At 43.2% G+C, this 26979-nt stretch carries 29 protein-coding genes; 14 read left to right on the top strand and 15 right to left on the bottom strand.

Annotated elements, in window-relative coordinates:
- Nucleotides 1-24: 24 nt before the first annotated feature.
- The 6 genes from rplS to ACEZ3G_RS12095 all read right to left on the bottom strand — a co-directional run bounded on the left by rplS (nucleotide 25) and on the right by ACEZ3G_RS12095 (nucleotide 5422).
- Nucleotides 25-375, bottom strand: a complete 351-nt coding sequence (gene rplS, locus ACEZ3G_RS12120; protein WP_432425756.1) for a 50S ribosomal protein L19 — start codon at nucleotides 373-375, stop codon at nucleotides 25-27.
- A gap of 142 nt (nucleotides 376-517) precedes the next feature.
- Entirely contained in the window at nucleotides 518-1192 is a 675-nt protein-coding gene (trmD, locus tag ACEZ3G_RS12115) for a tRNA (guanosine(37)-N1)-methyltransferase TrmD (RefSeq protein WP_432425755.1), read from the bottom strand.
- A 9-nt stretch (nucleotides 1193-1201) separates the two neighbouring features.
- Entirely contained in the window at nucleotides 1202-1654 is a 453-nt protein-coding gene (locus ACEZ3G_RS12110) for a GNAT family N-acetyltransferase (RefSeq protein WP_432425754.1), read from the bottom strand.
- A gap of 37 nt (nucleotides 1655-1691) precedes the next feature.
- Nucleotides 1692-2312 (bottom strand): tRNA (guanine-N1)-methyltransferase, encoded by a 621-nt coding sequence (locus ACEZ3G_RS12105; RefSeq protein WP_432425753.1) that lies wholly within the window; start codon nucleotides 2310-2312, stop codon nucleotides 1692-1694.
- Nucleotides 2313-2451: 139 nt separating this feature from the next.
- Entirely contained in the window at nucleotides 2452-3900 is a 1449-nt protein-coding gene (locus ACEZ3G_RS12100; RefSeq protein ID WP_432425752.1) for a glyceraldehyde-3-phosphate dehydrogenase, read from the bottom strand.
- Nucleotides 3901-4021: 121 nt separating this feature from the next.
- Nucleotides 4022-5422 (bottom strand): S1C family serine protease, encoded by a 1401-nt coding sequence (locus ACEZ3G_RS12095; RefSeq protein ID WP_432425751.1) that lies wholly within the window; start codon nucleotides 5420-5422, stop codon nucleotides 4022-4024.
- 137 nt (nucleotides 5423-5559) lie between these two features.
- On the opposite strand from ACEZ3G_RS12095, the gene dapF reads away from it, so the two are divergent.
- The 4 genes from dapF to ACEZ3G_RS12075 all read left to right on the top strand — a co-directional run bounded on the left by dapF (nucleotide 5560) and on the right by ACEZ3G_RS12075 (nucleotide 8669).
- Nucleotides 5560-6336 carry a diaminopimelate epimerase gene (dapF, locus tag ACEZ3G_RS12090; protein WP_432425750.1) on the top strand — a complete coding sequence of 259 codons (777 nt, stop codon included), beginning with the start codon at nucleotides 5560-5562 and terminating at the stop codon, nucleotides 6334-6336.
- Complete coding sequence (locus ACEZ3G_RS12085) at nucleotides 6330-6854, top strand: GNAT family N-acetyltransferase (protein WP_432425749.1); 525 nt, start codon at nucleotides 6330-6332, stop codon at nucleotides 6852-6854. Before dapF ends, ACEZ3G_RS12085 begins: the two co-directional genes overlap by 7 nt.
- Nucleotides 6854-7897, top strand: a complete 1044-nt coding sequence (gene mltG, locus ACEZ3G_RS12080; protein ID WP_432425748.1) for an endolytic transglycosylase MltG — start codon at nucleotides 6854-6856, stop codon at nucleotides 7895-7897. The genes ACEZ3G_RS12085 and mltG overlap by 1 nt, the downstream gene beginning before the upstream one ends.
- A 145-nt stretch (nucleotides 7898-8042) precedes the next feature.
- On the top strand, nucleotides 8043-8669 hold the full coding sequence (locus ACEZ3G_RS12075; RefSeq protein WP_432425747.1) for a hypothetical protein: 627 nt from the start codon (nucleotides 8043-8045) through the stop codon (nucleotides 8667-8669).
- A gap of 57 nt (nucleotides 8670-8726) precedes the next feature.
- On the opposite strand, the gene ACEZ3G_RS12070 is transcribed toward ACEZ3G_RS12075, so the two are convergent.
- Genes ACEZ3G_RS12070 through dnaA form a run of 3 tightly spaced genes read right to left on the bottom strand, consistent with a single transcriptional unit; the run spans nucleotide 8727 to nucleotide 11349 of the window.
- Nucleotides 8727-9449 (bottom strand): SAM-dependent methyltransferase, encoded by a 723-nt coding sequence (locus ACEZ3G_RS12070; RefSeq protein ID WP_432425746.1) that lies wholly within the window; start codon nucleotides 9447-9449, stop codon nucleotides 8727-8729.
- 2 nt (nucleotides 9450-9451) lie between these two features.
- Nucleotides 9452-9919 carry a low molecular weight protein-tyrosine-phosphatase gene (locus tag ACEZ3G_RS12065; RefSeq protein ID WP_432425745.1) on the bottom strand — a complete coding sequence of 156 codons (468 nt, stop codon included), beginning with the start codon at nucleotides 9917-9919 and terminating at the stop codon, nucleotides 9452-9454.
- A 5-nt stretch (nucleotides 9920-9924) separates the two neighbouring features.
- On the bottom strand, nucleotides 9925-11349 hold the full coding sequence (gene dnaA, locus ACEZ3G_RS12060) for a chromosomal replication initiator protein DnaA (RefSeq protein ID WP_432425744.1): 1425 nt from the start codon (nucleotides 11347-11349) through the stop codon (nucleotides 9925-9927).
- A 207-nt stretch (nucleotides 11350-11556) separates the two neighbouring features.
- Between dnaA and ACEZ3G_RS12055 the strand changes: the two genes are divergently transcribed.
- Nucleotides 11557-11955: an acyl-CoA thioesterase gene (locus ACEZ3G_RS12055; RefSeq protein ID WP_432425743.1), complete on the top strand. Its 399-nt coding sequence runs from the start codon at nucleotides 11557-11559 to the stop codon at nucleotides 11953-11955.
- Here the strand turns inward: ACEZ3G_RS12055 and ACEZ3G_RS12050 are convergent.
- Genes ACEZ3G_RS12050 through ribD form a run of 4 tightly spaced genes read right to left on the bottom strand, consistent with a single transcriptional unit; the run spans nucleotide 11952 to nucleotide 15079 of the window.
- Nucleotides 11952-12566 carry an IMPACT family protein gene (locus ACEZ3G_RS12050; protein ID WP_432425742.1) on the bottom strand — a complete coding sequence of 205 codons (615 nt, stop codon included), beginning with the start codon at nucleotides 12564-12566 and terminating at the stop codon, nucleotides 11952-11954. The genes ACEZ3G_RS12055 and ACEZ3G_RS12050 overlap by 4 nt on opposite strands.
- Complete coding sequence (locus ACEZ3G_RS12045) at nucleotides 12567-13430, bottom strand: EamA family transporter (RefSeq protein ID WP_432425741.1); 864 nt, start codon at nucleotides 13428-13430, stop codon at nucleotides 12567-12569. It lies immediately after the preceding gene.
- A complete protein-coding gene (locus ACEZ3G_RS12040; protein ID WP_432425740.1) occupies nucleotides 13423-14037 on the bottom strand; it encodes an HAD family hydrolase in 615 nt (204 codons plus the stop codon). The genes ACEZ3G_RS12045 and ACEZ3G_RS12040 overlap by 8 nt, the downstream gene beginning before the upstream one ends.
- Nucleotides 14027-15079 carry a bifunctional diaminohydroxyphosphoribosylaminopyrimidine deaminase/5-amino-6-(5-phosphoribosylamino)uracil reductase RibD gene (gene ribD / locus ACEZ3G_RS12035; protein WP_432425739.1) on the bottom strand — a complete coding sequence of 351 codons (1053 nt, stop codon included), beginning with the start codon at nucleotides 15077-15079 and terminating at the stop codon, nucleotides 14027-14029. The genes ACEZ3G_RS12040 and ribD overlap by 11 nt, the downstream gene beginning before the upstream one ends.
- Before the next feature lie 48 nt (nucleotides 15080-15127).
- On the opposite strand from ribD, the gene prmC reads away from it, so the two are divergent.
- The 4 genes from prmC (at nucleotide 15128) to ACEZ3G_RS12015 (ending at nucleotide 19423) form a co-directional block, all read left to right on the top strand.
- Nucleotides 15128-15988: a peptide chain release factor N(5)-glutamine methyltransferase gene (prmC, locus tag ACEZ3G_RS12030; RefSeq protein ID WP_432425738.1), complete on the top strand. Its 861-nt coding sequence runs from the start codon at nucleotides 15128-15130 to the stop codon at nucleotides 15986-15988.
- A gap of 49 nt (nucleotides 15989-16037) precedes the next feature.
- Nucleotides 16038-16628: an LOG family protein gene (locus ACEZ3G_RS12025; RefSeq protein WP_432425737.1), complete on the top strand. Its 591-nt coding sequence runs from the start codon at nucleotides 16038-16040 to the stop codon at nucleotides 16626-16628.
- Between the two features lie 147 nt (nucleotides 16629-16775).
- On the top strand, nucleotides 16776-18770 hold the full coding sequence (gene ligA / locus ACEZ3G_RS12020; RefSeq protein ID WP_432425736.1) for an NAD-dependent DNA ligase LigA: 1995 nt from the start codon (nucleotides 16776-16778) through the stop codon (nucleotides 18768-18770).
- 68 nt (nucleotides 18771-18838) lie between these two features.
- Nucleotides 18839-19423, top strand: coding sequence for a M23 family metallopeptidase (locus ACEZ3G_RS12015; protein ID WP_432425735.1), 585 nt, complete (start codon nucleotides 18839-18841; stop codon nucleotides 19421-19423).
- A gap of 101 nt (nucleotides 19424-19524) precedes the next feature.
- On the opposite strand, the gene ACEZ3G_RS12010 is transcribed toward ACEZ3G_RS12015, so the two are convergent.
- Both ACEZ3G_RS12010 and ACEZ3G_RS12005 read right to left on the bottom strand, forming a co-directional pair.
- On the bottom strand, nucleotides 19525-20613 hold the full coding sequence (locus ACEZ3G_RS12010) for an adenylate/guanylate cyclase domain-containing protein (RefSeq protein ID WP_432425734.1): 1089 nt from the start codon (nucleotides 20611-20613) through the stop codon (nucleotides 19525-19527).
- Nucleotides 20614-20645: 32 nt separating this feature from the next.
- Nucleotides 20646-21413 carry a DUF6090 family protein gene (locus ACEZ3G_RS12005; protein WP_432425733.1) on the bottom strand — a complete coding sequence of 256 codons (768 nt, stop codon included), beginning with the start codon at nucleotides 21411-21413 and terminating at the stop codon, nucleotides 20646-20648.
- A gap of 226 nt (nucleotides 21414-21639) precedes the next feature.
- On the opposite strand from ACEZ3G_RS12005, the gene eat reads away from it, so the two are divergent.
- From eat to ACEZ3G_RS11980, 5 genes are all read left to right on the top strand, one after another.
- Complete coding sequence (gene eat / locus ACEZ3G_RS12000; protein ID WP_432425732.1) at nucleotides 21640-22953, top strand: ethanolamine permease; 1314 nt, start codon at nucleotides 21640-21642, stop codon at nucleotides 22951-22953.
- Nucleotides 22954-22961: 8 nt separating this feature from the next.
- On the top strand, nucleotides 22962-24320 hold the full coding sequence (locus ACEZ3G_RS11995) for a glutamine synthetase family protein (RefSeq protein WP_432425731.1): 1359 nt from the start codon (nucleotides 22962-22964) through the stop codon (nucleotides 24318-24320).
- A gap of 239 nt (nucleotides 24321-24559) precedes the next feature.
- Nucleotides 24560-25708, top strand: coding sequence for an iron-containing alcohol dehydrogenase (locus tag ACEZ3G_RS11990; protein WP_432425730.1), 1149 nt, complete (start codon nucleotides 24560-24562; stop codon nucleotides 25706-25708).
- A complete protein-coding gene (locus tag ACEZ3G_RS11985) occupies nucleotides 25705-26448 on the top strand; it encodes a gamma-glutamyl-gamma-aminobutyrate hydrolase family protein (RefSeq protein WP_432425729.1) in 744 nt (247 codons plus the stop codon). Before ACEZ3G_RS11990 ends, ACEZ3G_RS11985 begins: the two co-directional genes overlap by 4 nt.
- Nucleotides 26449-26631: 183 nt before the next feature.
- Nucleotides 26632-26829, top strand: a complete 198-nt coding sequence (locus ACEZ3G_RS11980; protein WP_432425728.1) for a GIY-YIG nuclease family protein — start codon at nucleotides 26632-26634, stop codon at nucleotides 26827-26829.
- Nucleotides 26830-26979: the final 150 nt, after the last annotated feature.

Below are 26979 nucleotides of genomic sequence, written 5' to 3'. Positions count from 1 at the left end.
TTTGTACGTATTTGTTTTGGATGTTTAAGACCGAACTTCCTTGATTCGGGCCTTTTTTCCTGTCAATCCCCTAAAATAGAAGATTCGGGCTCTACGAACCTTACCTTTTTTGTTGACTTCGATTTTCTGAAGGGCGGGCATATTAATAGGAAAAATACGCTCTACACCAACGGTGCCCGACATTTTTCGAATTGTAAAGGTCTCGGTCGCCCCCGTTCCCCGACGTTGAATGACCACACCTTTAAAGAACTGGGTACGTGTTTTTTCACCTTCCTTGATCTCATAGTAAACGGTAATGGTATCGCCTGAAGAGAATTCGGGAAAATCTTTTTTTGGAACAAATTCGTTTTCAACGAAATTAATTAGTGATTCCATGTCTTAATTTTATTGTTGTGCATGAACCAACGTTCACGATTTTCGTCAGAGGTTGATTTAACAGTTTGCAAAAATAGGCTATAAATTAATACCTACAAGGTTTTCAACATGATTTTTATTCTAAATGATCCAATGCGATTGTCTATTTCAAAAGATCGGGACGTAATTTTTCCGTACGCTCAACTGCTTGGTCTTCGCGCCATTTTTCAATTTTGGGGAAATTACCGCTTAACAGTACCTCGGGAACTTTCATACCCTTGTATTCGGCAGGGCGTGTATAGACCGGTGGGGCCAAAAGATTATCTTGAAAAGTATCGGTCAAGGCCGAAGTCTCATTGTTCAGTACACCGGGAATCAAACGTATTGTGGCGTCACAGAGAATTGCGGCAGCAAGTTCTCCCCCCGACAAGACGTAATCACCGACAGAGATTTCACGTGTTATGAAAGTTTCCCTAACGCGATGATCGACTCCTTTATAGTGGCCGCATAGAATGATTATGTTTTTTGATAGTGAAATACCATTGGCCATTTTTTGATCAAGTGTTTCTCCATCGGGGGTCATATATATAATTTCGTCATATGAGCGTTCTTTGGTCAGGGCGCTGATGCATTTGTCGATCGGTTCTATCATCAGAACCATTCCCGCACCACCACCAAATTGATAGTCATCCACTTGGTTATAGCTATTGTCGGCATAATCACGAAGATTGTGAAAATTGACCTCGACCAATCCTTTTTCTATCGCTCTTTTTAATATGGAAGCCTCGAACGGACTTTTCAGAAGTTCCGGTAATACGGTAATGATATCGATTCGCATTGCGGGTGTCTAATTTGAAGGTTCCAAAGTCCAAAAGTAATGAAAACAATGGGTGTCCTTTTTCCACCCTAAACGTTCGTATAGGCCTTGCGCGGGATTATCAATGGCGGTTTCAAGTGCCAGGCCCTTATAACCTTTTGCCCTGCATAACTCTTTTGCATTTTCGAGAAGTGCTTCGCCGATCCCATTTTGCCGATATTCGGGTACTACATATAAATCATTTAGTATATAAACAGGCTGAAGTGTCACCGACGAAAATGTGGTATAGAGCTGCGTAAAACCGGCCGGCTGACCATCATAGTATGCCAATAATATATGGGATTCATTTTTTCGCATGCGTTCAAGCAAGAAATCCATTGCCGATGCCACATCGGATTTTTGTTGGTAGAAAACGCGGTACCCATCAAACAATGGAACTAGATGGTCTAAATTATCAGGGCCGGCTTGAACAATTGTAGTCATATCTAAAACCCAAAAAAAACTCCCGTAGGAGCTTTTTCTATTTTGCTTTTTTGTATTTGTTTATCTCATCTTGAAGCTGTCGGCTGATTTTTTGTTCCCTCTCCAGCGCCCGACGTCTATGGTCTTCATACTCCGACTCAAGTTCAGAGAGATTTGTTTTAGCTTCTTGGGTCAATACATTACTGCGCCTGAACTTGAACATAAAGAACAATGTAAGGGCCAAAAGCCCTGCAATAATGGACCATAAAATGGTATTATAAGTGATTTTTGAGACCAGCATGCCCAGAAACGACATGCTATCTTTTTCCTCGGTCACAGCGGCCAGGTTATTGGTAGTCTCTGCCAATTTTTTATTCAGCCCGGTAATGGTCGTTTCATGTCCCGAAATTGTCGCATTCAGTTCATCGATCTTCTTGTTGAAAACGTTCAAGGTGTCGATAACATTCGATTTCAGCTTATCCAATGAAATTGTTCTGACGACCTCATATCGCTTACCGTCGGCCCTATAGTTCCCTGATTTAGTATATATAAACTCAAACTGACTATCTATGGTTCCGGCATCGAGTGACAATGCATCTTGCGTGTCTTCTTCCTGAGCAAATTGTAGGTTAAAAGCCAATAGGGATAATGCTATGCATAGTATTCTTAAAATTTTCATCTATGTAAGTCTTATCGTTAAAAAATGATTTAGAGAGAACTAAAGTAATCCAATATTATCAATTAAGAAAAAAAAACGATAAATAGGGTACTTATAGGCCAACGGTAATTCAAGCTAACGCTTTTGTACCGATAAAGGTTTAGTAGTAGGTGAATCTTCTAACTTTTGCAATATACTTGGCCAATCGGATCACTTGGTGCGAATACCCATATTCATTGTCGTACCAAATATATAATATGAGGTTTTTGCCATTGTCGGAAACAATGGTCGCCTTACTATCATATATGGAAGGTGCTGAGGTGCCCACGATATCCGATGACACCATTTCTTTACTGAGCGAGTATTTGATCTGTTCGACCAAATCGCCTTCAAGGGCATATTTTTTCAGCATAGTATTAACTCCTTCCAAAGAAGTCTTGTTTTTTACCTCAAGGTTCAAAATGGCCAATGACCCATTTGGCACAGGTACCCTTATGGCATTTGATGTGAGTTTGCCTTTTAATGATGGCAATGCCTTGCTTACCGCTTCACCGGCACCGGTTTCGGTGATGACCATATTGAGCGCCGCAGCGCGACCACGACGATACTTTCCGTGCATATTATCGACTAAATTTTGGTCATTGGTATAAGCGTGAATCGTCTCGATGTGCCCCTTCTTTATACCAAGGGAATCTTCAACTACCTTTAAAATAGGCGTTATGGCATTGGTCGTGCATGAGGCGGCCGAAAATATCCGGGTCTTGTCAGGGTCATATTCCATGTGGTTTACACCATGCACGATGTTCGGTACTTCTTTTCCAGGGGCAGTCAGCAATACTTGGCTAGCACCGTTGGCCTTCAGGTGTCGCCCTAATTGTTCCTTGTTTCTGAAAGCACCGGTGTTATCGATTATCAGGGCATCTTGTATTCCGTATTTCGTGTAATCGATTTCTTCGGGCTTGTCGGCATTGATAATATGAACGGTGGTACCGTTTATCAACAATGCGTTTTTTTTTGGGTCGGTATCGACGGTGCCCATAAATTGTCCATGCACAGAGTCAATACGCAATAGATTGGCGCGTTTTTCGAGTATTTCGTTATCCTTGCCCCCTCGAGTAACAATGGCCCTAAGCCTTAATTGATTGCCTTTTCCGGTCTTCGCCATAAGTTCTCGGGCAAGAAGTCTACCTATTCGACCGAATCCATACAAAACCACATCTTTTGGCTTTATTTCTTGCGCGTCGTTCGCCCCTCGTAGCTTGTTTATCACAAAGGCTTTGACATCGTTGAAGTTGTTGTCATCGGAATGGTATTCATAGGTCAATTTGCCAATGTCTAGCTTAGAGGGAGGCAGCTTTATATCGTTGATGGCGCGAAGTAGCTCTACCGAATCGAATATAGAAATAGGCTTTTGAACAAATTCTCCGGCATATTCATGCAGGTTGATTATATCACTGACATTTTTATCGATCACCTGATTTTTGAATAGTACCACCTCTATCGATTTGTCGTACCATAGATCGCTGATAATCTTTATGAATTCTGTCGTTGCCTTTCTTCTATCTGCTTGAAAAGCAAGTTCTTTTTCGTATGATTTAGTTGTTGCCATTAAAGTTGCGATTTGAGTTTTTAATCATGCAAAAGTATATATTTCAAACGTTTTCGTACAATTATTTGCAACATAAAAGCCCCGGAAATTTCCAGGGCTTTTATAGCTTAATGTGATAGTTTTATTGAAAGATTATCCTTTCGCGCTCGCCTTTGTCATTGACCATGGTAATAACGGTCTTGCCATATCTTGATATGCCGCCAAAGGCATCTCGGGCCTCTTGTATATTGCTAATCTCAGTATCGTCAACAGAAAGTATTACTTTTCCCGCTAGGTCATGATTTCGATATGCTTCAGGTATACCTACTATCTTTACACCTTTTTTGGTCTTGAATTTCTGTTGATCTTTTTTGGTCAGATTTTTGACCTCGACACTAAATGGCTCAGGCAATGTCAAAGTTTGACGTTCTTTTAAAGTAACGGGAAGTACCAAGCTTTCACCATCACGGTCGAGGGTAACTTCTATTTGGTCACCAGGTCTTTTAGTACTGAGATATCCGGTTAGGTCTGGAAATTTTCTGATTTCAATGTGATCCACTTTTTTGATGATATCCCCGACTTCAATACCTGCATCATGGGCCCCTGATTCTTCTTCGATCCGTTCGATATACACACCCTCTGTTTCGTTGATTCCTCTTTCCAGGGCATCTTTTGTATTTAGAAGTGCCGTGTGAATGCCTAGCATTCCCTGTTGTACGTTGCCATATTCCATAATGTCATCGACGACTTTTTTGGCAATATTGCTGGGTACGGCAAACGAGTATCCTACATATGAGCCGGTCTGTGATGTAATCGCGGTATTGATCCCTACCAAATCACCATTGGTATTGACCAAGGCGCCACCACTGTTTCCTGGGTTGACCGCCGCATCCGTTTGTATAAAAGACTGATTTCTTCTCGGGTCAAGATTCCTGGCCTTGGCACTGACAATACCTGCCGTTACCGTCGAAGTAAGGTTGAAAGGATTTCCTACGGCCAAGACCCATTCTCCGATTTTGGTATTGTCAGAATCGCCAAAAGCCAGATAGGGTAGCCTATCCTCGGCATCGATTTTTAACAGGGCAATATCGGAATTTGGGTCGGCCCCCACGAATTCGGCCTCATAGGTTTTATTGTTGTTCAAAGTGACCTGCAATTGATCGGCATTTGCCACCACATGATTGTTGGTTACGATATAGCCATCGGAAGTAATGATCACGCCAGAACCTGTGCCGACTTGGGGCCGGGCACTTTGGCCAGATCCAAAAAAGAACTCGAAAGGACTGCCAGACCCCCTACTTACCGTGACATTTTTTACGTGAACCACGGCGTTTACCGTATTTTCGGCAGCAATGGTAAAATCTACTTCATTGATGCCGGCACCTTTTGACGAAGTAGGTGTCATGCTTGTGGTAAAGGTCGAAGCCATGCCGTCGTCCGAAACAATGGCATAGTGGGTGTTTTCGAAGAAAAGCTTATAGGCCCCCAGGGTTATCGCTCCCGCAAATAGGGCGATCAGTAGCGAACTTCCTATCTTTTTCATAATTTATATGTTTTGATTTTTGAATTTCACAACGTAAAATTAACAGTTTTAGCTTCATACAATTTTCAGTTTAACGACTTTTTAACTGCTAAAGATTCCTTAAATAAAGTCCTATCTTTGTCACGCGATTTTTGCAAATGAAACTCACTTTTTTTAAATATCAAGGTACGGGCAACGACTTTATAATGATCGATGACCGTTCCTGTCTCTTTCCCAAAAATGATACCAATTTGGTTTCTTTTTTGTGCGACAGAAAATTTGGCATAGGTGCCGACGGACTTATTCTTTTACAAAACGACGAAATGTCAGACTTTAGCATGGTTTACTTCAATGCAGATGGAAAGGAAGGATCCTTATGCGGCAATGGCGGAAGATGTGCGGTGGCCTTTGCCAAGTATTTGGGTATTATCGATACTCAAACTACTTTCAAGGCCGTGGATGGTCTACATCAGGCCCTTATTGAAGAAACTACCGTTAGCCTGCAAATGCAAGATGTAGAGGAAATCAAAGCCAAGCCGAATTACTTTTTTTTGGACACTGGCTCACCGCACCACGTTCAAATGGTTGAAAGTCTAGAAGGATTGAAAGTCTTTGAAGAAGGAAAGAAACTACGCTATGGTCTTTATGGCAAAAAGGGAAGCAATATAAATTTTGTCAGCCAAAAAAATGAGGGCACTTTCTCGATAAGAACCTATGAGAGGGGCGTAGAAAATGAAACTTTGTCTTGTGGTACCGGGGTGACCGCTGTGGCCTTGGCAATGCATCGGGCAAAAAACACGACGATGAACTCCATACGGGTGAACACCCTTGGTGGAGAACTGAAGGTGACCTTTGAAATAGATGGTCGTGCATATCGAAACATTAATTTGATAGGGCCGGCCCAACAGGTTTTTAAAGGAGAGATCGAATGTTGAAATTAACGGGCGATACGATTTATTTAAGGGCATTGGAACCTGAAGACTTGGAATTTTTGTATCAGCTTGAGAACAATACCGATATTTGGGAAATAAGCAACACCGTAACCCCCTATTCCAAACATGTTCTTAAATTGTATCTCGAGAATGCCCATCGAGATATTTATGATGTAAAACAATTACGGCTTTGTATCTGCAATAAACAGCATAGGGCGATCGGCCTTATCGATCTTTTTGATTTTGACCCCAAGAACCGACGTGCGGGACTTGGCATTGTCGTACTCGATGAAATAGAACGTAATAAGGGGGTAGGGGCCCAGGCTATCGGTATGGTAATGGAATATGCTTTTGCAACGTTGGGGCTAAGACAACTGTTCGCCAATGTCATCGAAGACAATGAGGCAAGTATACGTTTGTTCGAAAAGATGGGCTTTCAAAGGGTAGGTGTCAAAAAAGATTGGATTTTTAGCGACAAGGGCTATAAAAACGAAATATTGTTTCAAAAAATACATGCGTAATGTATATCAAGAAGATACTGTTGGTAATCGCGTTGTTGGGAGTCGTTGTCGGCGGATATTTTGCCTACACGATATATGACGCCATATTTTCGCCGAATACGAAATTCAACAATGAAGAGGCATTCATATATGTGCCATCTGATGCAAGTTTCGATGAGGTCAAAAAGTCGCTGGAACCTTTGGTGAACAATATCGCTTCTTTTCAGCAGGTGGCCATAAGAAAAGGGTATTCGGCCAATATCAAGGGTGGAAAGTATGCCATAAAAAAAGGAATGAGCAACAACGATATGATCAATACGCTCCGTTCAAGCAATATCCCGGTAAAGGTGGCTTTCAACAATCAAGAAACCCTTGCTAACCTTGCCGGCCGTGTAGCAGGCCAGATCGAGGCAGACAGCATAAGTTTATTGACTGCTTTTGACGATATAGGGTTTGTGGAATCGAATGGATTTGACGATGCCAATAAATTGGGAATGTACCTTCCCAACAGTTACGAATTTTTCTGGAATACTTCCGCCGAACAGTTCAGGGATCGAATGTTGAAGGAATATAAACGTTTTTGGAACGAAGACCGACTCAAAAGTGCCGAAGAAGTCGGTCTATCACCACAAGAAGTGACCACCTTGGCATCGATCGTTCATAAAGAAACTGCCAAAGTGGAAGAAAGGCCCCGCGTCGCCGGCCTCTATCTGAATAGATTGAAAAGTGGAATGCTATTGCAGGCAGATCCGACCGTGATATATGCCCTGAAGAAACATACGGGCAATTTTGACACGGTAATCAAAAGAGTACTTTATAAAGACCTTGAATTAGATTCGCCCTATAATACCTATAAATATGCGGGCCTTCCACCTGGGCCTGTCATGATGCCTGATATATCGGCAATAGATGCGGTGCTCAAACCCGAAAAACATGAATATTATTATATGGTCGCCAATGTCGAGAACTTTGGTTTCCACAAATTCGCTAAGTCCTTGGAGCAGCACAACCGAAATAAAGTGCAATATATCCGTTGGATAAACTCGCAAAATATCAACAGATAGGCTACTTATCCCCATTTTAAGACTTGTTAACTAATTTTTGGTTTTTTTAACGCGGAGATCAAATCCGAAGCCTTCATTCAAACGTATCTTTGTTGAGTGAAATTTTAAGCAGGTCTTGACTGTAAGTCTTAATAAAAACAGAGATATGAGAAGATGTGTCTTTTTTTTCAGTTCTCTTATCATGCTCCTTATCTTAATGAGTTTTAGGTACGAAACCAAAGTGAAGGTACCTAAGAACCTTAAGGTAACTGAACCTACTGAAGTCTTGCACCCCAAAAACAAGACTTATATTGCTACAACGATGATCGCACCTCCCTTTTTGGGAAGTTCGTATATCGGTTTTAAGGAGGCTTTGGCTTTTAAAGAGTCGCAGGGCGATTACTTTTCGGTCAATGCTTTAGGATATTTGGGCAAATATCAATTCGGAATAGGCACCCTTCAACTAATGGGGGTGTATAACGCGACCCATTTCTTGAACAATCCTGAATTACAGGAAAAGGCATTCCGTACGAACATTGCCCGTAACAAATGGATTTTACGAAGAGATATCGATCGTTTCGTAGGAAAGCATATACAAGGTATCGAGATTACCGAATCGGGAATGTTGGCGGCCGCACATTTGGCAGGTGCCGGCAATGTAAAAAAGTACCTGAGGTCTTATGGACAGGTTGACGTTACGGATGAATATGGCAGTACGATAGCCAAATATCTCAGAAGATTTTCGGGCTATGACATATCGCATGTTCCTCCAAAGCGCAACCCAAAGGTTTAACAGCACTATGTATATATGAAAATGGGTAGGCCCTGTCGGTATCGTCAGGGTTTATTTTTATCCCTGTAATATAAAAATCGTGGGTCTTTTGTGCAGATCCGGAGTATCTTTTATCCATTCAGAAACGGCCATGGTCTTTATGTACTCAGAGGCAAGGGTAATATCGGCAGCTACGCATAACAAAGTGTCAGGCCTTAAGGTTCTGAGCAATTCGGTCAACAACTTGTCGTTTCTATAGGGAGTTTCTATGAACAACTGCGAACGTTGCTCATTTTTCGATGTTTTCTCCATCAATTTTATTGCTTTTTTCCGCTCAACGCTATCTATGGGAAGATAGCCATTAAAGGTAAAATTCTGGCCGTTTAGACCACTTGCCATCAATGCTAAAAAAATCGATGAGGGACCGACCAGAGGTATGACTTGAATTCCCTTTTCATGGGCCAATTTCACTATCTCCCCTCCCGGGTCGGCAATTCCAGGGCAACCGGCTTCCGATAACACACCGATGTCATGACCTTGTAGGCAAGGTTCTAAAAAAACAGGAAGGCTTTCGGCTTCCGTATACTTGTTCAGCACCTCCATTACGAGAGAAGGCTGTGATTTTCTCGGACTTATTTTCTTAATGAACCTTCGTGCCGTTTTTTCATTTTCGACAATATAATGATCCGTACCTTCGATTACCCGTTTAATGGAGATTGGCAATACTTCAAGTGGTTCATTTTCTCCCAGTGTCGTTGGAATAAGGTATAGCTTTCCAAAAGCTTCTTTTCTTTGGCCCATTGTCAAGCGTTATTTCCGGTTTTTAAGTTTTTTGCAATGGCATCACACGCGAGGTCCAACATTTGGTAGACCTCTTCGAAACCATTTTCGCCACCGTAATATGGATCGGGAACCTCGTTAACATCGATTGCAATTTCATCGAGAATAAGCTTTACTTTCATTTCTTTTTCCTTGGTATCCGCCAAGGTTAGTACACGGGAATAATTGCTCTTGTCCATTGTATAAATAAAGTCGAACCTGTCGAAATCAACCTTTGTAAATTGTCTGCATCGTTGGTACCTTATGTCGATTCCGTGTTTAAGGCCAACAGCAATACTTCGTTCATCGGGCCGATTTCCTATGTGCCAACTTCCTGTTCCTGCCGACTCGACGATTACTTTTTTTGGATCGACCTTACTTTGTAAAATGCCTTCTGCCAATGGCGACCTACAAATATTTCCTAGGCACACCATCAAGATTTTAACCGGCATATAATTTAAGAGAATTTTTTGGTCAGATCATCTATATACTTGCGGAATTGTTTGTCGGTTTCAGCAAGATTGTCAACCGTTTTGCATGCGTGAAGTACTGTGGCATGGTCTCTTTTTCCGATTTGCGAACCGATACTCGCCAAGGAAGCCTTTGTAAACTTTTTGGCGAAGAACATGGCCAATTGACGGGCCTGGACAATATGTCTCTTGCGTGTCTTTGATTGCAGGGTGGCAACATCCATCTCGAAATAGTCGGAGACCACTTTTTGAATATAGTCTATTGAAACCTCGCGTTTGGTGTTCTTCACGAACTTTTCGACGACATGTTGCGCGAGTTCCAACGTCACTTCTTTTTTGTTGAAAGAAGATTGGGCAATGAGCGATATTATGGCACCTTCCAACTCGCGGATATTGGTTTTTATATGTTTGGCCACATATTCGACGATTTCATTCGGCATTTCTACACCGTCACGATACAACTTGTTCTTAAGGATGGAAATTCGCGTTTCATAATCAGGGTTCTGCAACTCGGCCGAGAGTCCCCACTTAAACCGCGATAGTAGCCTTTGCTCGATATCCTGCATATCGACAGGTGCTTTGTCAGATGTTAGTACCACTTGTTTTCCATTTTGGTGCAAATGGTTGAATATGTGGAAGAAAACATCTTGTGTGCCCGATTTGCCCGACAAAAATTGCACATCGTCAATTATCAGAACATCGATCAACTGATAAAAATGGATGAAATCGTTGCGGGTATTCTTTTTTACGGATTCAATGTATTGTTGGGTAAACTTCTCGGCCGAAATGTACAACACGGTACGTTCAGGATATTTGTCCTTTATCTCGACCCCGATGGCGTGCGCCAGATGGGTCTTGCCGAGTCCAACGCCCCCAAAGACCAAAAGCGGATTGAAAGAAGTACCCCCCGGTTTGTTGGCTACCGCCATACCTGCCGAACGGGCCAAACGATTCGAATCGCCCTCTAAAAAGTTGTCGAAATTATAATTGGGGTTTAATTGCGACTCTATCTTGATGTTTCGGATTCCAGGAATTACAAACGGATTGCGAAGCTCGGGGTTTTTCGATTTAATAGGTACGTCCATTTCTTGAGGGTCGACACCGCTGCGATTCGCACTAGGTATTTTTTCGGTAAAAGGTTCGCGATTGCCATAGGTGTTCTCCATTCTGATGACATACACCAATTTGGCCGATTCGCCCAATTCGCGCGTAAGTGCCACTTTCAGAATTTTAACGTAATGTTCTTCGAGCCACTCATAGAAAAATTTACTGGGTACCTGAATACTCAGGGCATTGTCCGCAAGTTTAACGGGCTTAATTGGCTCGAACCACGTTTTGAATGCCTGCGGTTGGATATTATCTTGGATAAAGGCCAAACAATTGTTCCATACGGAATTAGCAGTAACACTCATTTAAAAAAGTCTCTTATTTTGTTGGTTAGTGGTCTTGTCAGTTGGTCGAAATTCGGTCGGAGCTTACCTTGTTTCTTAGTTGAGCAAATATGTGAACAAAAAAGCTAAAAAAAAAATCAAATCCTATTGAATTTGCCCTTTTTTTTTCGCATGTTCAGCCGCTTCAAATCGAAATCTTTTAAATATATCGTTTTTACCTGAAATTCAATGGATTTTAACAGAATATCTTTCCGTGTGCGTTATGCCGAAACGGATCAAATGGGAGTCGTGTATCACGGCAACTATGCGCAATATCTAGAGATGGGAAGAATAGAATGGCTCAGAGATATGGGAATTTCCTACAAAAAAATGGAAGAATCCGGCATTATGCTGCCAGTGGTGTCATTGAGCCTAAATTTTAAAAAATCGGCGACCTACGACGACCTGATCACTGTCGAGACGCGCCTAAAAAAAATGCCGCTTGTAAAGATCGAATTTGATTATATGATCTATAACGATTTGAACGAAATTCTGGCTGAGGCAAATACCGTTTTGGCCTTTATCGATATGAAGAAAAACAAACCCGTTCGATGTCCCGATTATATTCTTGAAAAGTTAAAGACCTAGTTCAATTTGGTAACCTTTACCTTATGTAAAGACAAGAATGAATCTAACATTTTAGATTCGTTCTTTTTGGCTACCGATAGAATGATACTACAAGCGGCTCCCATTTCCTGAGAAGATATTTCGAGCCTTGACCTTTTAATATTGGCCATGACCACATTCATTTCGGCATATTCAAAATCGAGCCTGTAATGCAAGCGTGTGGTTCTTTTTACGATTTTTGAAGCTTCCAGGGCCATTTTTGCCGATTCACGATATGCACTTATCAATCCGCCGACGCCCAGTTTGGTGCCACCGAATATTCGGGCCACGGCAACAAGAACATTCGTTAGTTCGTAAGACTGTATCTGGCCATAAATGGGCATTCCTGCGGAATTGTTCGGTTCGCCGTCGTCGTTGGCGCGATAGCGAATTTCGCCAATACCTATCTGCCAGGCGTAGCAAACATGATTGGCCGTATGGTGTTTCTTTTTTAACCTGTCCAAAATGGGTTTTACTTCTTCTTCCGACCTAACCGGAAAGGCATAACCATAGAATTTGCTTTTCTTTTCCTTGAAGAGTGTTTCAGGTGATGGTTTAAGAAGGGTTTTATATGTATCGGGTATTTTTGTCATTCAAGTCAGTGCGACCAATAAGATACTAGTAACGGCCAAGGCAATGCCGGCCCAGTTTTTCAAACTTACTTTTTCCTTGAACAACATGACCCCCAATAAGGTAGAGAACATCACTATAGCGACATTGTTTACGGTGAAGATCGAAGCACTGTTCAAAGTACCGTTCTGCAAGGCGCGCATCAAGAAAAAAACGGAGAAATAATTGGGCACGCCCAATATTATTCCGCCCAAAATATTTTTAAGATTGGGCCTCAAGGGATTTTTAATGGATTTTATCAGGATGAAAAGCAATCCGGTAATCGCAGCGGCCCCGAAAACGGTCGCAGAGAAGAGGGGGAATTCGGCCTCTTTTATGTGTATTTCCTGCATATACTTGATCGCTGTATCGATTATGCCCGATCCCAAAAAAACGAGCAATGGCAATAGCAATGACGATTTTTGAATAGTGACCGATTTACCTTTATGGGAAGCAAAATAGACCGCGACCAATGCCAATACAATGCCCAATATTTTTAGGGCTCCCAGCTGTTCACTATACATTATGACACCAAAAACGACCGGAATGACCAACGACATCTTTGTCGCCACCGATGCCACCGATACACCTAATTTTTGCGAGGTAGCCGCCATAATGTTAAATATCGTAATGAACAGGATGCCCAAGGCAAAGGTGCCCCAGAACCAGTTTTTTTCGGGAATTTCAATAACCGGAATATTGCCATGATAAAAAAGAAAACCACAACAAGAGGCGACGATATAATTCGTAATGATCGCATAAAGCGTCTCTATTTTATAAACCGAGAAAAGTTTGAAAATGACAAAGATCAAACTAGAGCAGAGTATGCTCAGACCGAGATCAAACATGTGGCAATCTTGATTTTAAATCGACAATATCCTCTTCGCCCACTTGCAGGTTCCAGCAGCGGATTCCCAACTTTTCGGCTGCATCGGTATTTTCTTTTGAGTCGTCGATGAAAAATGTTTCATCAGTCTTTAGGCCGTTTTCATCGAGTACAAATTCAAAGATGTCGGCATTGGGTTTTCTCAGACCGATCTCTTGCGATAAATAGAACTTTTCAAAGCAGTTCTTGAAGCGGTCGAATCTCTCGGCCCCCCATTTTTTTTCCAAATATGGAATATGTAGCGCATTCGTATTGCTTAGCAAAAACAAACGGTATTTGTTTTCCTTGGCCAGATCGGTAATGAAATCCAATCGATAATCGGGAAAATCCAATAACATACCGTTCCATATATTTTCGATTTGCCGCGTTGTTGCCTTGGGATAGACTTCTTGCAGTGCCGAAATGAACATGTCGGGAGAAATTTCCCCAATTTCAAAATCATCAAGAATCTTCTGTATTTCAGGGGTCAGGTGCAATGCGCCTCCAAATTTTTCTGCTTCTCGGAAAATGATTTGCTTGTCAAGATTGATGAAAATGTCACCAAAGTCAAAGATGATGTTATTGATCATTTCGGTATGTGGTTAGGGTGTCGTTCAATATTTTTTGTTCGCCAACAAGTTTTCCCGAAAAAATCGGTGCTTTCAGTCCTTTTTTAAAGTTTGTCATACTTCTAAAAACGCGGGCTTCATCCCAAAGGTTCGCATCGATAAAAGTCTGTAGGGTCTTTGCGCCACCTTCTACGATCAGGCTAACAATGTTTTTTTTGAAAAGCACCTCATTGATTTGGGGGGCAATGCCCTTCCCAAAATCAATTTCGATATACTCGATGTTTTGTGAATTTCCCATATCTTTTTTAGCGGTCAATACCAATGTAGTGATGCTTCCGTCAAGTACATGGGCTTCCTTCGGAATTTTTCCGTCTCTGTCAAGAACGATACGTATTGGGGATTTTCCTTCCCACTCGCGAACATTTAACTTCGGATTGTCTTCCATTACGGTATGCGTTCCTACCAAAATGGCCTGTTCTTCGCTTCGCCATTTGTGCACCAATTGCCTTGATTTCGAATTGGTGATCCAATGGGGCTCAGGGTTGTCTTTCCTTAAACTTTTATCCGGGGCGATAAATCCATCGGCAGATACGGCCCATTTCAAAATAATGAAGGGTCGCTTCTTTTCATGAAAGGTCAAGAACCGTTTGTGGTGCTTGCGACATTCATCCTCCAAAATTCCGACCTGCACCTCACAACCGGCATCCTTCAATCTCTGAATGCCTTTACCGGCCACTTTTTCGTGCGGGTCCTTGATCCCGATAACCACTCTGGGAATATGGTGTTCGATGATCAGATCGGCGCAGGGCGGCGTTTTTCCAAAATGGGAACAGGGCTCTAAACTTACATACAAGGTCGCTTTCGAAAGTAATGACCTGTCTGTTACGGAATTAATGGCGTTGACCTCGGCATGTGGCCCGCCATAGGCACTGGTAAAGCCCTCACCAATAATACGCTCGTTATGAACGACTACGGCGCCGACCGTTGGGTTCGGCCAAGTCGTGCCGATACCGTTTTTGCCCAATTGAATGCAACGCCGAATATATTTTGTGTGTATATTCACCTCGCAAAAATAGGACTTTAAACCGCACGGATTTTATAATACGCAAAGATGCTGTTAAGGGAGATAAAAAACATTTTCCATCGCGAATTGAATACGATTTACCCGCAAGGTGAAGTCGATAGTTTTTTCTACCTCTTGATCGAGCACTACCTGAAGTTGGAGCGTTTTGTTTTGGCGCTGCGCCCTGATTTGATTGTTTCGAAAGAACAGGAACAACCTTTGTTCGAAGCGCTTGCCCAATTAAAGTTACATCGCCCGGTTCAATATATAATCGGGAAAACCGTATTCATGGATTTAGAATTGCGGGTAAATGAAAATGTACTCATACCTAGGCCGGAAACGGAAGATCTTGTAAGGTGGATCATTGAGGACTGTCGGATCGACCGCGGTCGAGACCTAAGAATTTTGGACATCGGCACCGGTAGTGGGTGCATCGCCATTGCTTTGGCAAAGAACCTTCCGGGGGCAAAAGTCGTGGCCCTGGACGTTTCGCAAAAGGCCCTGGAGCTCGCGAAAAAGAATGCGGAAAAGAACGGGATTGAAATCGAATTTATCAAAGCTGATATTTTGAACTTCAATGTTGAATTTGAGATAGAACTTGATGTTGTCGTATCTAACCCACCTTATGTCAGGGAGTTGGATAAAAAGGAAATGTCGGAAAACGTATTGTGCCATGAGCCCGAACTGGCACTGTTCGTTCCCGATGAGGACCCGTTGCGATTTTATACGAAAATTGCCGACTTTGCCAAAGCAAACCTTAAAGGAAATGGGAAGCTTTATCTGGAGATCAATCAATATTTGGCGGAAGATTCGCAGGCACTTTTAGAAGCGAAAAATTTTCAGGATATTGAACTGCGAAAAGATCTTTTTGGAAATAATAGAATGTTGAAAGCAAGTACATCCTTTTAGCAAGGGGGGTAAAGGGCATGAAGGATCCCTCCGCACACGAATGACAAGTATGAAAAAGTTAGCGAACATCGTAGTATTTTGTGGAAGTAGCGAAGGCAACGATCCTGCCATTCTGCGAGGGGCTTCAGAATTGGGCAAGGTGCTGGCCGAAAGAAAGATTGTTCTCGTCTATGGTGCTGCGAAGATCGGGGTTATGGGCAAGGTTGCGCAGTCCGTACTCGATGCGGATGGGAAGGTAATCGGGGTCATACCAGATTTTTTAATGTTGCGCGAAGTCTACCATGACGGACTCACCGAATTGATCATTACCAAAAATATGCACGAGCGAAAGCTGAAGATGCACGAATTGTCAGATGGTATAATCACGCTGCCCGGCGGATACGGAACGTTGGAAGAATTTTTTGAAATGATTACTTGGGCACAGCTCGGTCTGCATCAAAAACCGATCGGCATTTTGAACACCAACGGTTTTTATGATGACCTATTGAAAATGTTGCAAAAAATGGTCGCCCAAGGTTTTTTGAAGAAGGAAAACTACAAGATGATCTTGGTCGATGACGAAGTTGAGGGACTGCTGCAAAAAATGGAAGATTACAAACCGCTTCCCTTGCCCAAATGGATTAAAAAGGAACAGGTCTGAAAATAGGATTCCTATTGTGTATAAATAGTAAAACAGGGTCTTTTGTCATTCCGAAGTGGAGTGCAACAAAACGAGGAATCCCTCGATTGAGCAAAGACATTAAAAAATAACTCTTAAACGGATTCCTGCCTGCCAGGAATGACATGCATGGAAGCAAAACAAAAAATAGCATCGCTGCGCGAAGTATTGCGGGAACACAATTACAATTACTACGTACTTGACAAACCCACAATATCGGATTATGAATTCGATATGAAATTAAAGGAACTTCAGGCCTTGGAAGAAAAGCACCCTGAGTTTTACGATGCTTCATCGCCGACCTTAAGGGTCGGGGGCGCAGTGACCAAAAATTTCGAAACCGTAGTACATGCGCATCGCATGCATTCTTTGGACAACTCTTATTCGAAGGAAGACCTCGAAGATTGGGAAAAACGCGTTCAGCGGATTCTGGGAGACGTTGAAGTCGAATTTACCTGTGAACTGAAGTATGACGGGGCAAGTATCAGCCTGACCTATGAAGATGGTAGCCTTGTACGTGCCGTAACCCGGGGAGACGGTTTTCAGGGAGACGATGTGACCACCAATATAAAGACGATCCGTTCGGTTCCCCTACGATTGAAAGGCGATTATCCTGCTAAATTCGATATCCGTGGCGAGATTGTATTGCCTTTCGAAGGGTTTGCGAAAATGAACCAAGAACGTATCGAGAACGGGGAAGAACCCTATATGAATCCGCGCAATACCGCATCGGGAAGTTTAAAATTACAAGACAGTGCCCTGGTCGCCCAACGTCCCTTGGAATGTCTTCTTTATCAAGTAACGGGTAATGATTTGGGCATTGAATCGCAGTGGCAAATGCTGGAAAAGGCCCGTGAGTGGGGATTTAAGGTTCCTTCGGTCGCCAGGTTGTGCAAATCGACCCATGAGGTTTTGGCCTTTGTCGAACAATGGGACACCGAACGACACGAACTCCCCTATGAAACCGACGGTGTGGTGGTCAAGGTGAATAACCTGCAACAGCAAGAAGAATTGGGCTATACGGCAAAAGCCCCGCGATGGGCATTGGCCTATAAGTTCAAGGCCGAACAGGTTTCCACGGTTTTGAACGAAATCTCGTACCAAGTGGGGCGAACAGGGGCCATCACCCCCGTCGCCAATTTACGGCCCGTATTGTTGGCCGGTACTACGGTCAAAAGGGCCTCATTGCACAACGCCGACCAGATTGCCAAGTTGGATATCCGCGAGGGCGACACCGTTTTTGTGGAAAAAGGGGGCGAAATCATTCCTAAAATAATCGGGGTCGATTTTACAAAGCGCAGCACCGATTCCAATTCGACTATTTATATTTCGAACTGTCCGGAATGTGGCACTGAATTGGTCCGTCAAGAAGGCGAGGCACAACACTTTTGTCCGAACGACATGGGCTGCCCGCCACAAATTACGGGACGGATACAGCACTTCATTTCACGAAAGGCGATGGATATCGAAGGTCTGGGCAGTGAAACCGTTGAACTACTCTTTAAGGAAGGTCTGATTAAGAATTATGCCGACCTATACATTTTGACCAAAGAGCAGGTCATGCCTTTGGAGCGCATGGCCGAAAAATCGGCGGAAAACTTGGTGGCCGGAGTAGAGGCCTCGAAGAGCATTCCCTTTGAACGGGTATTGTTCGCGCTGGGCATACGGTATGTCGGTGAAACGGTGGCAAAAAAATTGGCCAAGGCCTACAAGAATATCGATGCGCTGATGATGGCCAATATGCTCGACTTGGTCGCCGTTGATGAAATCGGCGAGCGCATTGCGCAAAGTGTGGTCGCTTTTTTCGACAACCCCGAAAATGTTGAAATCGTCAACCGATTGAAATCATACGGATTGCAATTTTCGCTTTCCGAAGCACAGTTGCAGAATCAGACCGATACTTTGAAAGGCAAATCTTTTGTGGTTTCGGGAGTTTTTGAAAAACTTGGGCGCAATGAATTAAAAAAATTGATCGAGGACAATGGGGGCAAAGTTTCCTCGTCAATTTCGTCAAAAACTTCGTATGTGATCGCGGGCGACAACATGGGGCCGAGCAAAAAGACAAAAGCCGAAAACCTCGGTGTGCCGATTATTTCAGAAGATGATTTTTTAGGGATGCTATGAATTTCGTTGATAGTTTTTAGTTGACAGTTTGGGACAATCTATCAACCAAGAACGAACTACCACGAATTATGATTACCAACACCACAAATAGATTTTGGTTCGTGCTCTTATCGACCATCGCACTGCTTGTACGGGATCGTCGCATGCGCAAATGGTTTTGGATGCCCTTTGTAATTATTGCTGTTGGATTTTTATTGCCCCAGAACATGATAATACCCGTAAAGGGCGCCACGACCGAAAGCTGGGCCGATGACTCGTTTTGGGCCTACCCGTGGGGAAACTCGATAACGCATAAAGGCATCGATATTTTTGCGGAAAGGGGCACCGATGTCATAGCTTCTACCCACGGTATCGTAGTTTACACCCATGAAGGCGGAAAAGGCGGGAAGTCCGTAATGGTGCTTGGCCCCAAATGGCGATTCCATTATTATGCCCATTTGGATGAAATTAAGACGTTTCCGTTTAAACCTTTAAAAAGAGGCTCCGTTTTGGGTGCGGTCGGCGATACCGGGAACGCCAAGGGCAAACCGCCCCATTTGCATTATGCGATTACGACGCCGTTTCCTTATTTTCATCTAAGGGATACCGTAGCCGTTCAGGGTTGGAAAAAGATGTTTTATTTGGATCCTGACGTTTGGTTGCGAAAAAAGTGATTTGCAACCTAATGATTTAATCTTTGATTTCCGAAGGGGAGACTTCTTGTAATATCCGACAAGTGCAATGCTATAGCGTTCTGTTTCTTGTATTAAAAAAACTAAAGTTCGGTGGTGAACAATTCCATTTTTTGCTCTTTGCCTTTCAATTCTGTTGTTCCCATTGAAACAACCTTGAACGGGTTAGTAGGGGGCAATACCTTTACCAAATCTTCCGAAACCAAAATGTCTACATTTAATTGGTTACAAAGCCCTTGAATACGTGCTGTGGTGTTCAAGACATCGCCTGTAAAAATAATCTCTTTTTTGAGGGCACCTATTTCACCTGTCGTTACCTTGCCTAAATGTAGTCCGGCTTTAAAAGTCGGCGCCACACCGTAATTTGACCGGTATCGGTCCGCATTTTTTTTGAGGTCTTCCTTCATGGCATAAAAGCAGCTGATACAATTGTTGTTTTTGATTCCGTCTTCCGATTTCCAAGAAATTACAATTTCATCCCCAATATATTGATATATTTCCCCTGAATGACGAATTATTGAATCTGAGAAGTCGGAATAGTACTTCCGCAATAATTCAAAATATTTGACATGGCCCAAGCGTTCGGCAATAGTAGTGGAGTGTTTCATATCGCAGAACAGGAATATCCGGTCTTCCTCGGTCGGTCTGTGGTATTTTCCGGTGAAGAAATTCATGAGTACTCCGTGCCCAAGATTATCGCTGATTCCGGCGAAAAAAAAGCATAGAAAAAGGCTGAAGCACATTGAAGCCAATGTACTTAAAAAATCGAGGGTCGATAGATAATCTGAAAATCTTTGCCAAACGCTTTTGTCGAAAGGAGACACGCTCATTTCAAGACCTGCCGCTATGGGGTAGGTGATACCAATGACAATAAGCATAAAAACGGTGTAAAAACCAGTTTTATAGAGAATTTTTTTCGAAAGGCTTTTTTGGCCAAAAAGACTTTCCAACCAAAGCACTTCAATGCTGCCGACCAAGAGACCAACGAAAAATACCGCTATGCTCGCGAAGACAAATACCTCGATCGTAAGCGCGATTACGCCAGAAGTAATGACGCTTTGGTTTTCAATGGCGGCCTCTTGAATAAACAAAACGAACCAGCCTACAAGAAGCCAGATTATGCCAAAGGGAATTATTCTGGCAATGTTTCTTTTTGTTTTTGGCGATAGCATTCAGTATTAATTTATATCGAAACCGTCATGTGTTATTCTTCTATTTCCGTTTCGATCAATTCCAAAATCACATTTAAATCGTCCATCAATGGATTATAATGTGATGTTTCGGTGGAGTAGCTTGTTAGATAAAACATGAATATATTATTCTCAAATGCCACCGAACGCAATAATTTCAAATTGCTTATGCCATCTTCCCTTTTCGGAAAACTGATTTGCTGGTCGGGGTTTGCGTGCTCAAATATGGTGCGTATACTATTTTCATCGCTCCTGAACATGTCGAGTACTTTTTTCCTTTGATTGTCAAGATCTTCTTCCTGTCCTGAGATATCGTCGAGTGTGGAAATCCAATTGGTCAATTGTATTCTTAATTCTGTATTTGATATGTCCTTTAGGCTTCCGGAGTTTATCATTTCGTTCAAAAGAGAGTTGTTCGGGTTAAAGGCGATATCATAGGAGAAAGATTTGAAAAGCAGGTTCGAAAATATTGCTTCGGTCGGTAATTGATTTTGATCCGCTGTGTAGTCCAATATCTGTTTCGCTCCCAAGTAGTTTCTTTTGTTTACTTCGACCAATCTGGTCAATTTTACTCTGCTGATCTCAAATTCATTTTTTAATCCCTTTAAATAAGTTTGCTCCTTTTTTGCCAAGGTCTTTTTCTGTTGGCTATTGTTGATGGCAAGTGCAATAAGAATTCCAATAACGACCAAAACAATTTCTCCGAGGGCGTATGCAAGATATTGCCCCAGCTTATTTTCGGTCAGTAGTTTTTGACGAATTTTCCTAAAGAATTTTATCATTGGTTATTTTTAACGAGAGCTAAAGTAGTTATAGTGATAGATACTCTACGGGCACAATAAAACTAAGCAATTATATGTATTCGGTCGGTGAGAAGGTAAAACCATATAATACAACTCTTAATATGGCTAAATTCCCATTTGACGCTAAGATTACAAAACTAATTTCCCCTATTTTTGAAAGAAGAAATCAATCTAAATTAACTCGACCGACCAAAAACCAAAGCCCATGAGCGAAATCGGATTAAAAAAAGCTTTAAGTCCTTTAATGCTATGGGGCCTCGGTGTGGGGTACGTGATTTCGGGTATGTATTTCGGTTGGAACCTTGGCCTGGCCGAGGGTGGCACCTATGGTTTGGCCATCGCGACCGTCTTTATCATTGTCATGTATGTCACTTTTACCTTTAGCTATACCGAGATGGCCTGTGCCATTCCGAAAGCGGGAGGTGCCTTTGAATATGCCAATAGGGGGCTGGGCAAACATTTGGGCTTTGTCGCTGGAATCGCCCAGAACATTGAGTTCATTTTTGCCCCGCCGGCCATAGCCGCGGCCATCGGGGCCTATCTGAACCTCGTATACCCGGCAATCGATTTGATGGTTTTTGCCATCGGGGCCTATTTGATCTTCACGGTGATAAACATTCTCGGGGTCAAACTTGCGGCCTCTTTTGAATTGGTCGTTACTGTTTTGGCGGTCATCGAACTCTTGATTTTTGCCGGGGTCACTTTGCCCGAATTCGAAATGTCGAATTTAGAGATGAACCCTTTACCGAATGGTTTTCAGGGGGTATTTGCGGCGATTCCTTTTGCCATTTGGTTCTTTTTGGCCATAGAAGGGGTGGCGAATGTCGCCGAGGAAGCCATTGATCCGCAACGAAGTATTTTGATCGGTTTCGGATCGGCCATTGTGACCTTGGTCATTTTATGCATTTTGACATTCACAGCTGCCGTAGGGGTTGCAGGCTGGGAAGCGGTCGTTTACCCCGAAGGTAGTGATGTGGCTTCCGATTCGCCGTTACCTTTGGCATTGTCTCAAGTGGTCGATAGCGGACATTTTTTATATAAATTATTGGTCGGCATCGGACTTTTAGGCTTGATAGCTTCATTTCACGGAATCATTCTTGCCGGTGGTCGGGCCACTTTCGAGTTTGGTCGAAGGGGTTATGCCCCCAATTATTTGGGAAAGGTACAGCCCAAGTTCAGAACGCCTACGAATGCATTGATCTTCAATACCTTGATAGGTATAGTTGCCATGTTCACGGGGGCTACCGGTGAGATTATAACCATCGCGTGTTTCGGGGCATTGGCCTTGTACATTGTTTCGATGTTCTCTTTCTTCGCCTTGCGAAAGAAAGAACCCGCGATGGAGCGACCTTTTAAAGTGCCGATGTTTCCGGTATTTCCGATGACGGCATTGATCATCGCTTCTATCGCCCTTATCGCGATGGCGTATTACAATCCGATGTTGGCGGCCATATTCTTTGGTATCGTGGCGCTTTCCTATTTGTATTTCCTCCTGTTTTTAAATAAAAAAATGCAGTAACTTTCGGTATGGATAAGAACGAGATCATCAAAAAGGTAAAGGAAAGCAAACATTCGAAAGTAAAGGTCGCCATTGTCGATATCGATGGTGTGTTGCGCGGTAAGTTCATGCATCGCGACAAGTTGCTATCGGCCTTGGAGAACGGATTTGGATTTTGCTCAGTGGTCTTCGGATGGGATATGGCCGATGTTTCCTATACGAATAATGTAAAGGTAACGGGTTGGCATACTGGCTATGATGATTTTGAGGCGCGAATCGATTTGAATACATTTCGAACCGTTCCCTGGGATGATAACGTGCCTTTTTTTCTGGTGGATTTTGGCAGTGACAAGTCCGACGATCTGGCCGTATGCCCGCGAAGTTTACTTAAAAAAATCATTGCGGAGGCCGAACAGATGGGATTTGCCCCGATGTTCTCACAAGAATTCGAATGGTTCAATTACCGTGAGACTTCCGATTCTTTAAAGGAAAAGAATTATCTAGACCCACAACCTTTGACACCCGGAATGTTCGGCTACTCGATTTTGAGGATGTCGGAGAACGCTGAATATTTCAATGACCTCTTCAATTTGTTGCAAGCTTTTGATGTGCCCTTGGAGGGCCTGCATACCGAAACGGGACCGGGGGTTACCGAAGCCGCCATTCAGTACAGCGGTATTCTCGAAGCCGCTGACCGCGCCGTTCTCTTTAAAACGGCCGTTAAGGAAATTGCCTATCGCCACGGTATCATCGCCAGTTTTATGGCCAAACAGAAGAGTGTGCTTCCGGGTTGTGGCGGACACATACATCAAAGTCTTTGGGATCCAAAAAAGAAAGAAAACCTTTTTTATGATGACAGTTCGGAAGACCATATGAGCGAGGCCATGAAACACTTTTTGGCCGGGCAATTGAAATGTCTGCCCGAGATATTACCAATGTTCGCGCCGACCGTGAATAGTTATAAAAGACTTGTAGTCGGCGCCTGGGCACCGATAAACCAGACCTGGGGCCATGATAATAGAACGTGTTCGCTACGCGTATTGGCACCCGGAAAAAAATCGACCCGGATCGAACATCGCGTTGTGGGATCTGATGTGAATCCGTATTTGGCAATGGCGGCCTGTCTGGCGAGTGGACTTTACGGCATCAAGAACAAATTGAAGTTGGATGTTGCCGAGACCAAGGCCAATGGTTATGAAGTCAAAAAAGGAATATTGCCTTCGAATCTGTGGGAAGCTTCCCAAAAGATGAAAAATTCTAAAATCGCCAAGCAACTTTTCGGTATCGAGTTTGTCGATCATTATACAAAAACAAGGGAGTGGGAGTGGAAACGATTTTCAACGGAAGTGACGGATTGGGAGACGAAACGCTATTTTGAAATTATTTAAACGCATTGTCATGCTGGGCTTGTCGGAAGCGCACATTGTGAAAAGGTCCTCGACGGGCTCGCACTAAAATTGTTCCGTTTAGTAAGTTGCGCAACGCACAGAAACTCCGGCGTTGTTGAAAGTACGAAGCGCTTTAATTCAAGTTGTAAAAATAACAAATGAAAACTGAAAGGTCATGCTGAGCTTGTCGAAGCGCAATACAAAAGGTATTATTAAATATTATTAGAAGATAAATTTGAATGGACGTATCTAAAATTCACGGTTTCAATTTCCCTTGCCCGATTCGATTTGGGGCAGGAGCGAGTAAGGAGCTGACCGATTATTTAAAGGCCAACAAACTTTCTAGACCGCTTTTGGTTACCGACGGCACGGTGGCCGAGTTGTCTTTTTTTAAGGAAATAAAGAACGATTTACAACAAAAAGGATTCAGCGTTGAGGTCTTTAGCGAAATGCACAAAAACCCTATAAAGTCCGATGTATTAAAGGGCGGGGACGCCTTTCACGAAACGGGTCGCGATTGTATCATAGGCATCGGTGGCGGGGTGGCCCTTGACGTGGCCCGCGCCATCGTTCTTCGCGTCAATCACAAAAGGGATCTGTTCGATTACGACGATCTGATCGGGGGCGATAAATATGTCACCGAAGACGTTCCCCATTTTGTGACAATCCCCACAACAGCGGGAACGGGGAGCGAGGTTGGTCGAAGCGCCATAATTTCCGAGGATGAGTCAAAGAAGAAACGCATACTTTTCAGTCCGAAATTGATGGCGAGAATGGTGTTCGCCGATCCTTTATTGACCATGGAATTGCCTCCTTTTATTACCGCGGCCACTGGAATGGATGCCTTGACACACAATATGGAAGCCTATTTGGCCAAGAATTTTCATCCTATGTGCGATGGAATCGCTTTAGAGGGAATTGCTTTGATCGCCAATTCCCTGGAGACTGCCACGCACCGCCCCGATGTGGAATCGCGGGCAAAAATGTTGCTGGCTTCGCTGATGGGGGCCGTTGCCTTTCAAAAGGGATTGGGCGTGGTGCACAGTTTGGCGCATCCGTTGTCGAGTTTGTTGGATACCCACCACGGATTGGCCAATGCGGTCAACCTGCCCTATGGCATGCAATTCAATTACGAAGGCTTTGAGGCCCGATTCGATAAAATGGCCGATGCTTTCGGACTGTCAAAAAATAACGGCAATAGGGTAGTGGACCACCTTTTTGAAATGAACGACCGGCTTGGGCTACCGACCAAACTTTCCGCAATCGGTGTGGAAGCCAAGCATATTGAAGAACTTTCAGAACTGGCCGAAGCCGATTTTTGCCATCCCAATAATCCGAAACCGGTTACAAGAGCCGACTTTAAAAATCTTTATGAAAAAGCCCTATGATCAAAATCGGAATTTCCGCTTGCTTTTTATATCCAGATAAAGAGCGGATCGTCTTCGGCCCGAAATCGTTGACCTATATCGAGAGCGATATGGCAAATTACTTGACCAAAAAAGGAGTGTTGCCCGTATTGATTCCAGATGTAAAAGACGAATTACTGGTCGATATTCTTTCCGAAATGGATGGGTTCGTTTTTCAGGGCGGGGTCGATTTGGCCCCCGAAACCTATGGAGAGCAACCCATAGGAAGATGGAAAGGCGATGTGTACCGAGATCGGTACGAAATGAAAATTTTGGATTTCGCCATTAAAAACTCAAAACCGGTACTGGGCATTTGTCGCGGATTGCAATTGATGAACGTATATTTTGGCGGCACTTTGTATCAAGATACGGCCACACAAAATCCGGTTGCCGATGAGCATCGTTCGGCGGAGTTGTACGATACCATCAAGCACCCCATAACATTTGTCAAAGGCACTTTTTTGGCACATTTGTATTCGGAAGAAATAAATCCCTATGTGAATACTGTACATCATCAAGCGGTCAAAGATCTAGGCAATGATTTGGAGGTCTATGCAAATGCACCCGATGGGATCATCGAAGCTTTCGGGTACTCAAAGGAGCCTGACGGCAAGGTGATGGGCGTACAATGGCACCCCGAATTTTCACCTACTTTGGGTACCGAAGTCATCGATGCCGATAGACTTTATGAAGCTTTTTTGAAACATTGTAAATCGAAATGATATTGTCACGCTGAGCTTGTCGAAGCGCATCGCCAATGAAATACGAAAAGGTCCTCGACAGGCTCGGACTGACATTATTCCATTGATTTGGCCGTTTGACAAATCGAAACTATGCTGTCACGCTGAGCTTGTCGAAGCGCAATTCATGTCGAGGCGCATTAGCAGTACATTTTTTATATTTAAATGATGAAATTCTACTTCGTCTACATCCTTTTTTGTTCCGATGGCACCTTTTACACAGGAATGACCAATGGCCTGGAAAGAAGGTTGGCACAACACAAATCGGGTCATAGAAAAGATAGTTATACCTATTCGAGAAGACCGGTGATTTTAAAATGGCATCTTCAGTGTACCAATCCATCAGAAGCGATAAAGATTTAAAAACAGATAAAAGGATGGTCCCATAAAAAGAAAGAGGCCCTGATTAACGAAAATTGGAATGACCTTATCGAGTTTTCAAAGAACTATACGGAATATGGTCGCCCGGGAAATAGAAAAAGGTCCTCGACAGGTTCGGACTGACATTGTTCT

It is taken from the genome of Meishania litoralis (assembly GCF_042611095.1).
Classification (GTDB): domain Bacteria; phylum Bacteroidota; class Bacteroidia; order Flavobacteriales; family Flavobacteriaceae; genus Meishania; species Meishania litoralis.
The sequence above is the reverse complement of the archived record's forward strand: the minus strand, read 5'-3'. Positions and strand labels throughout refer to the sequence as shown.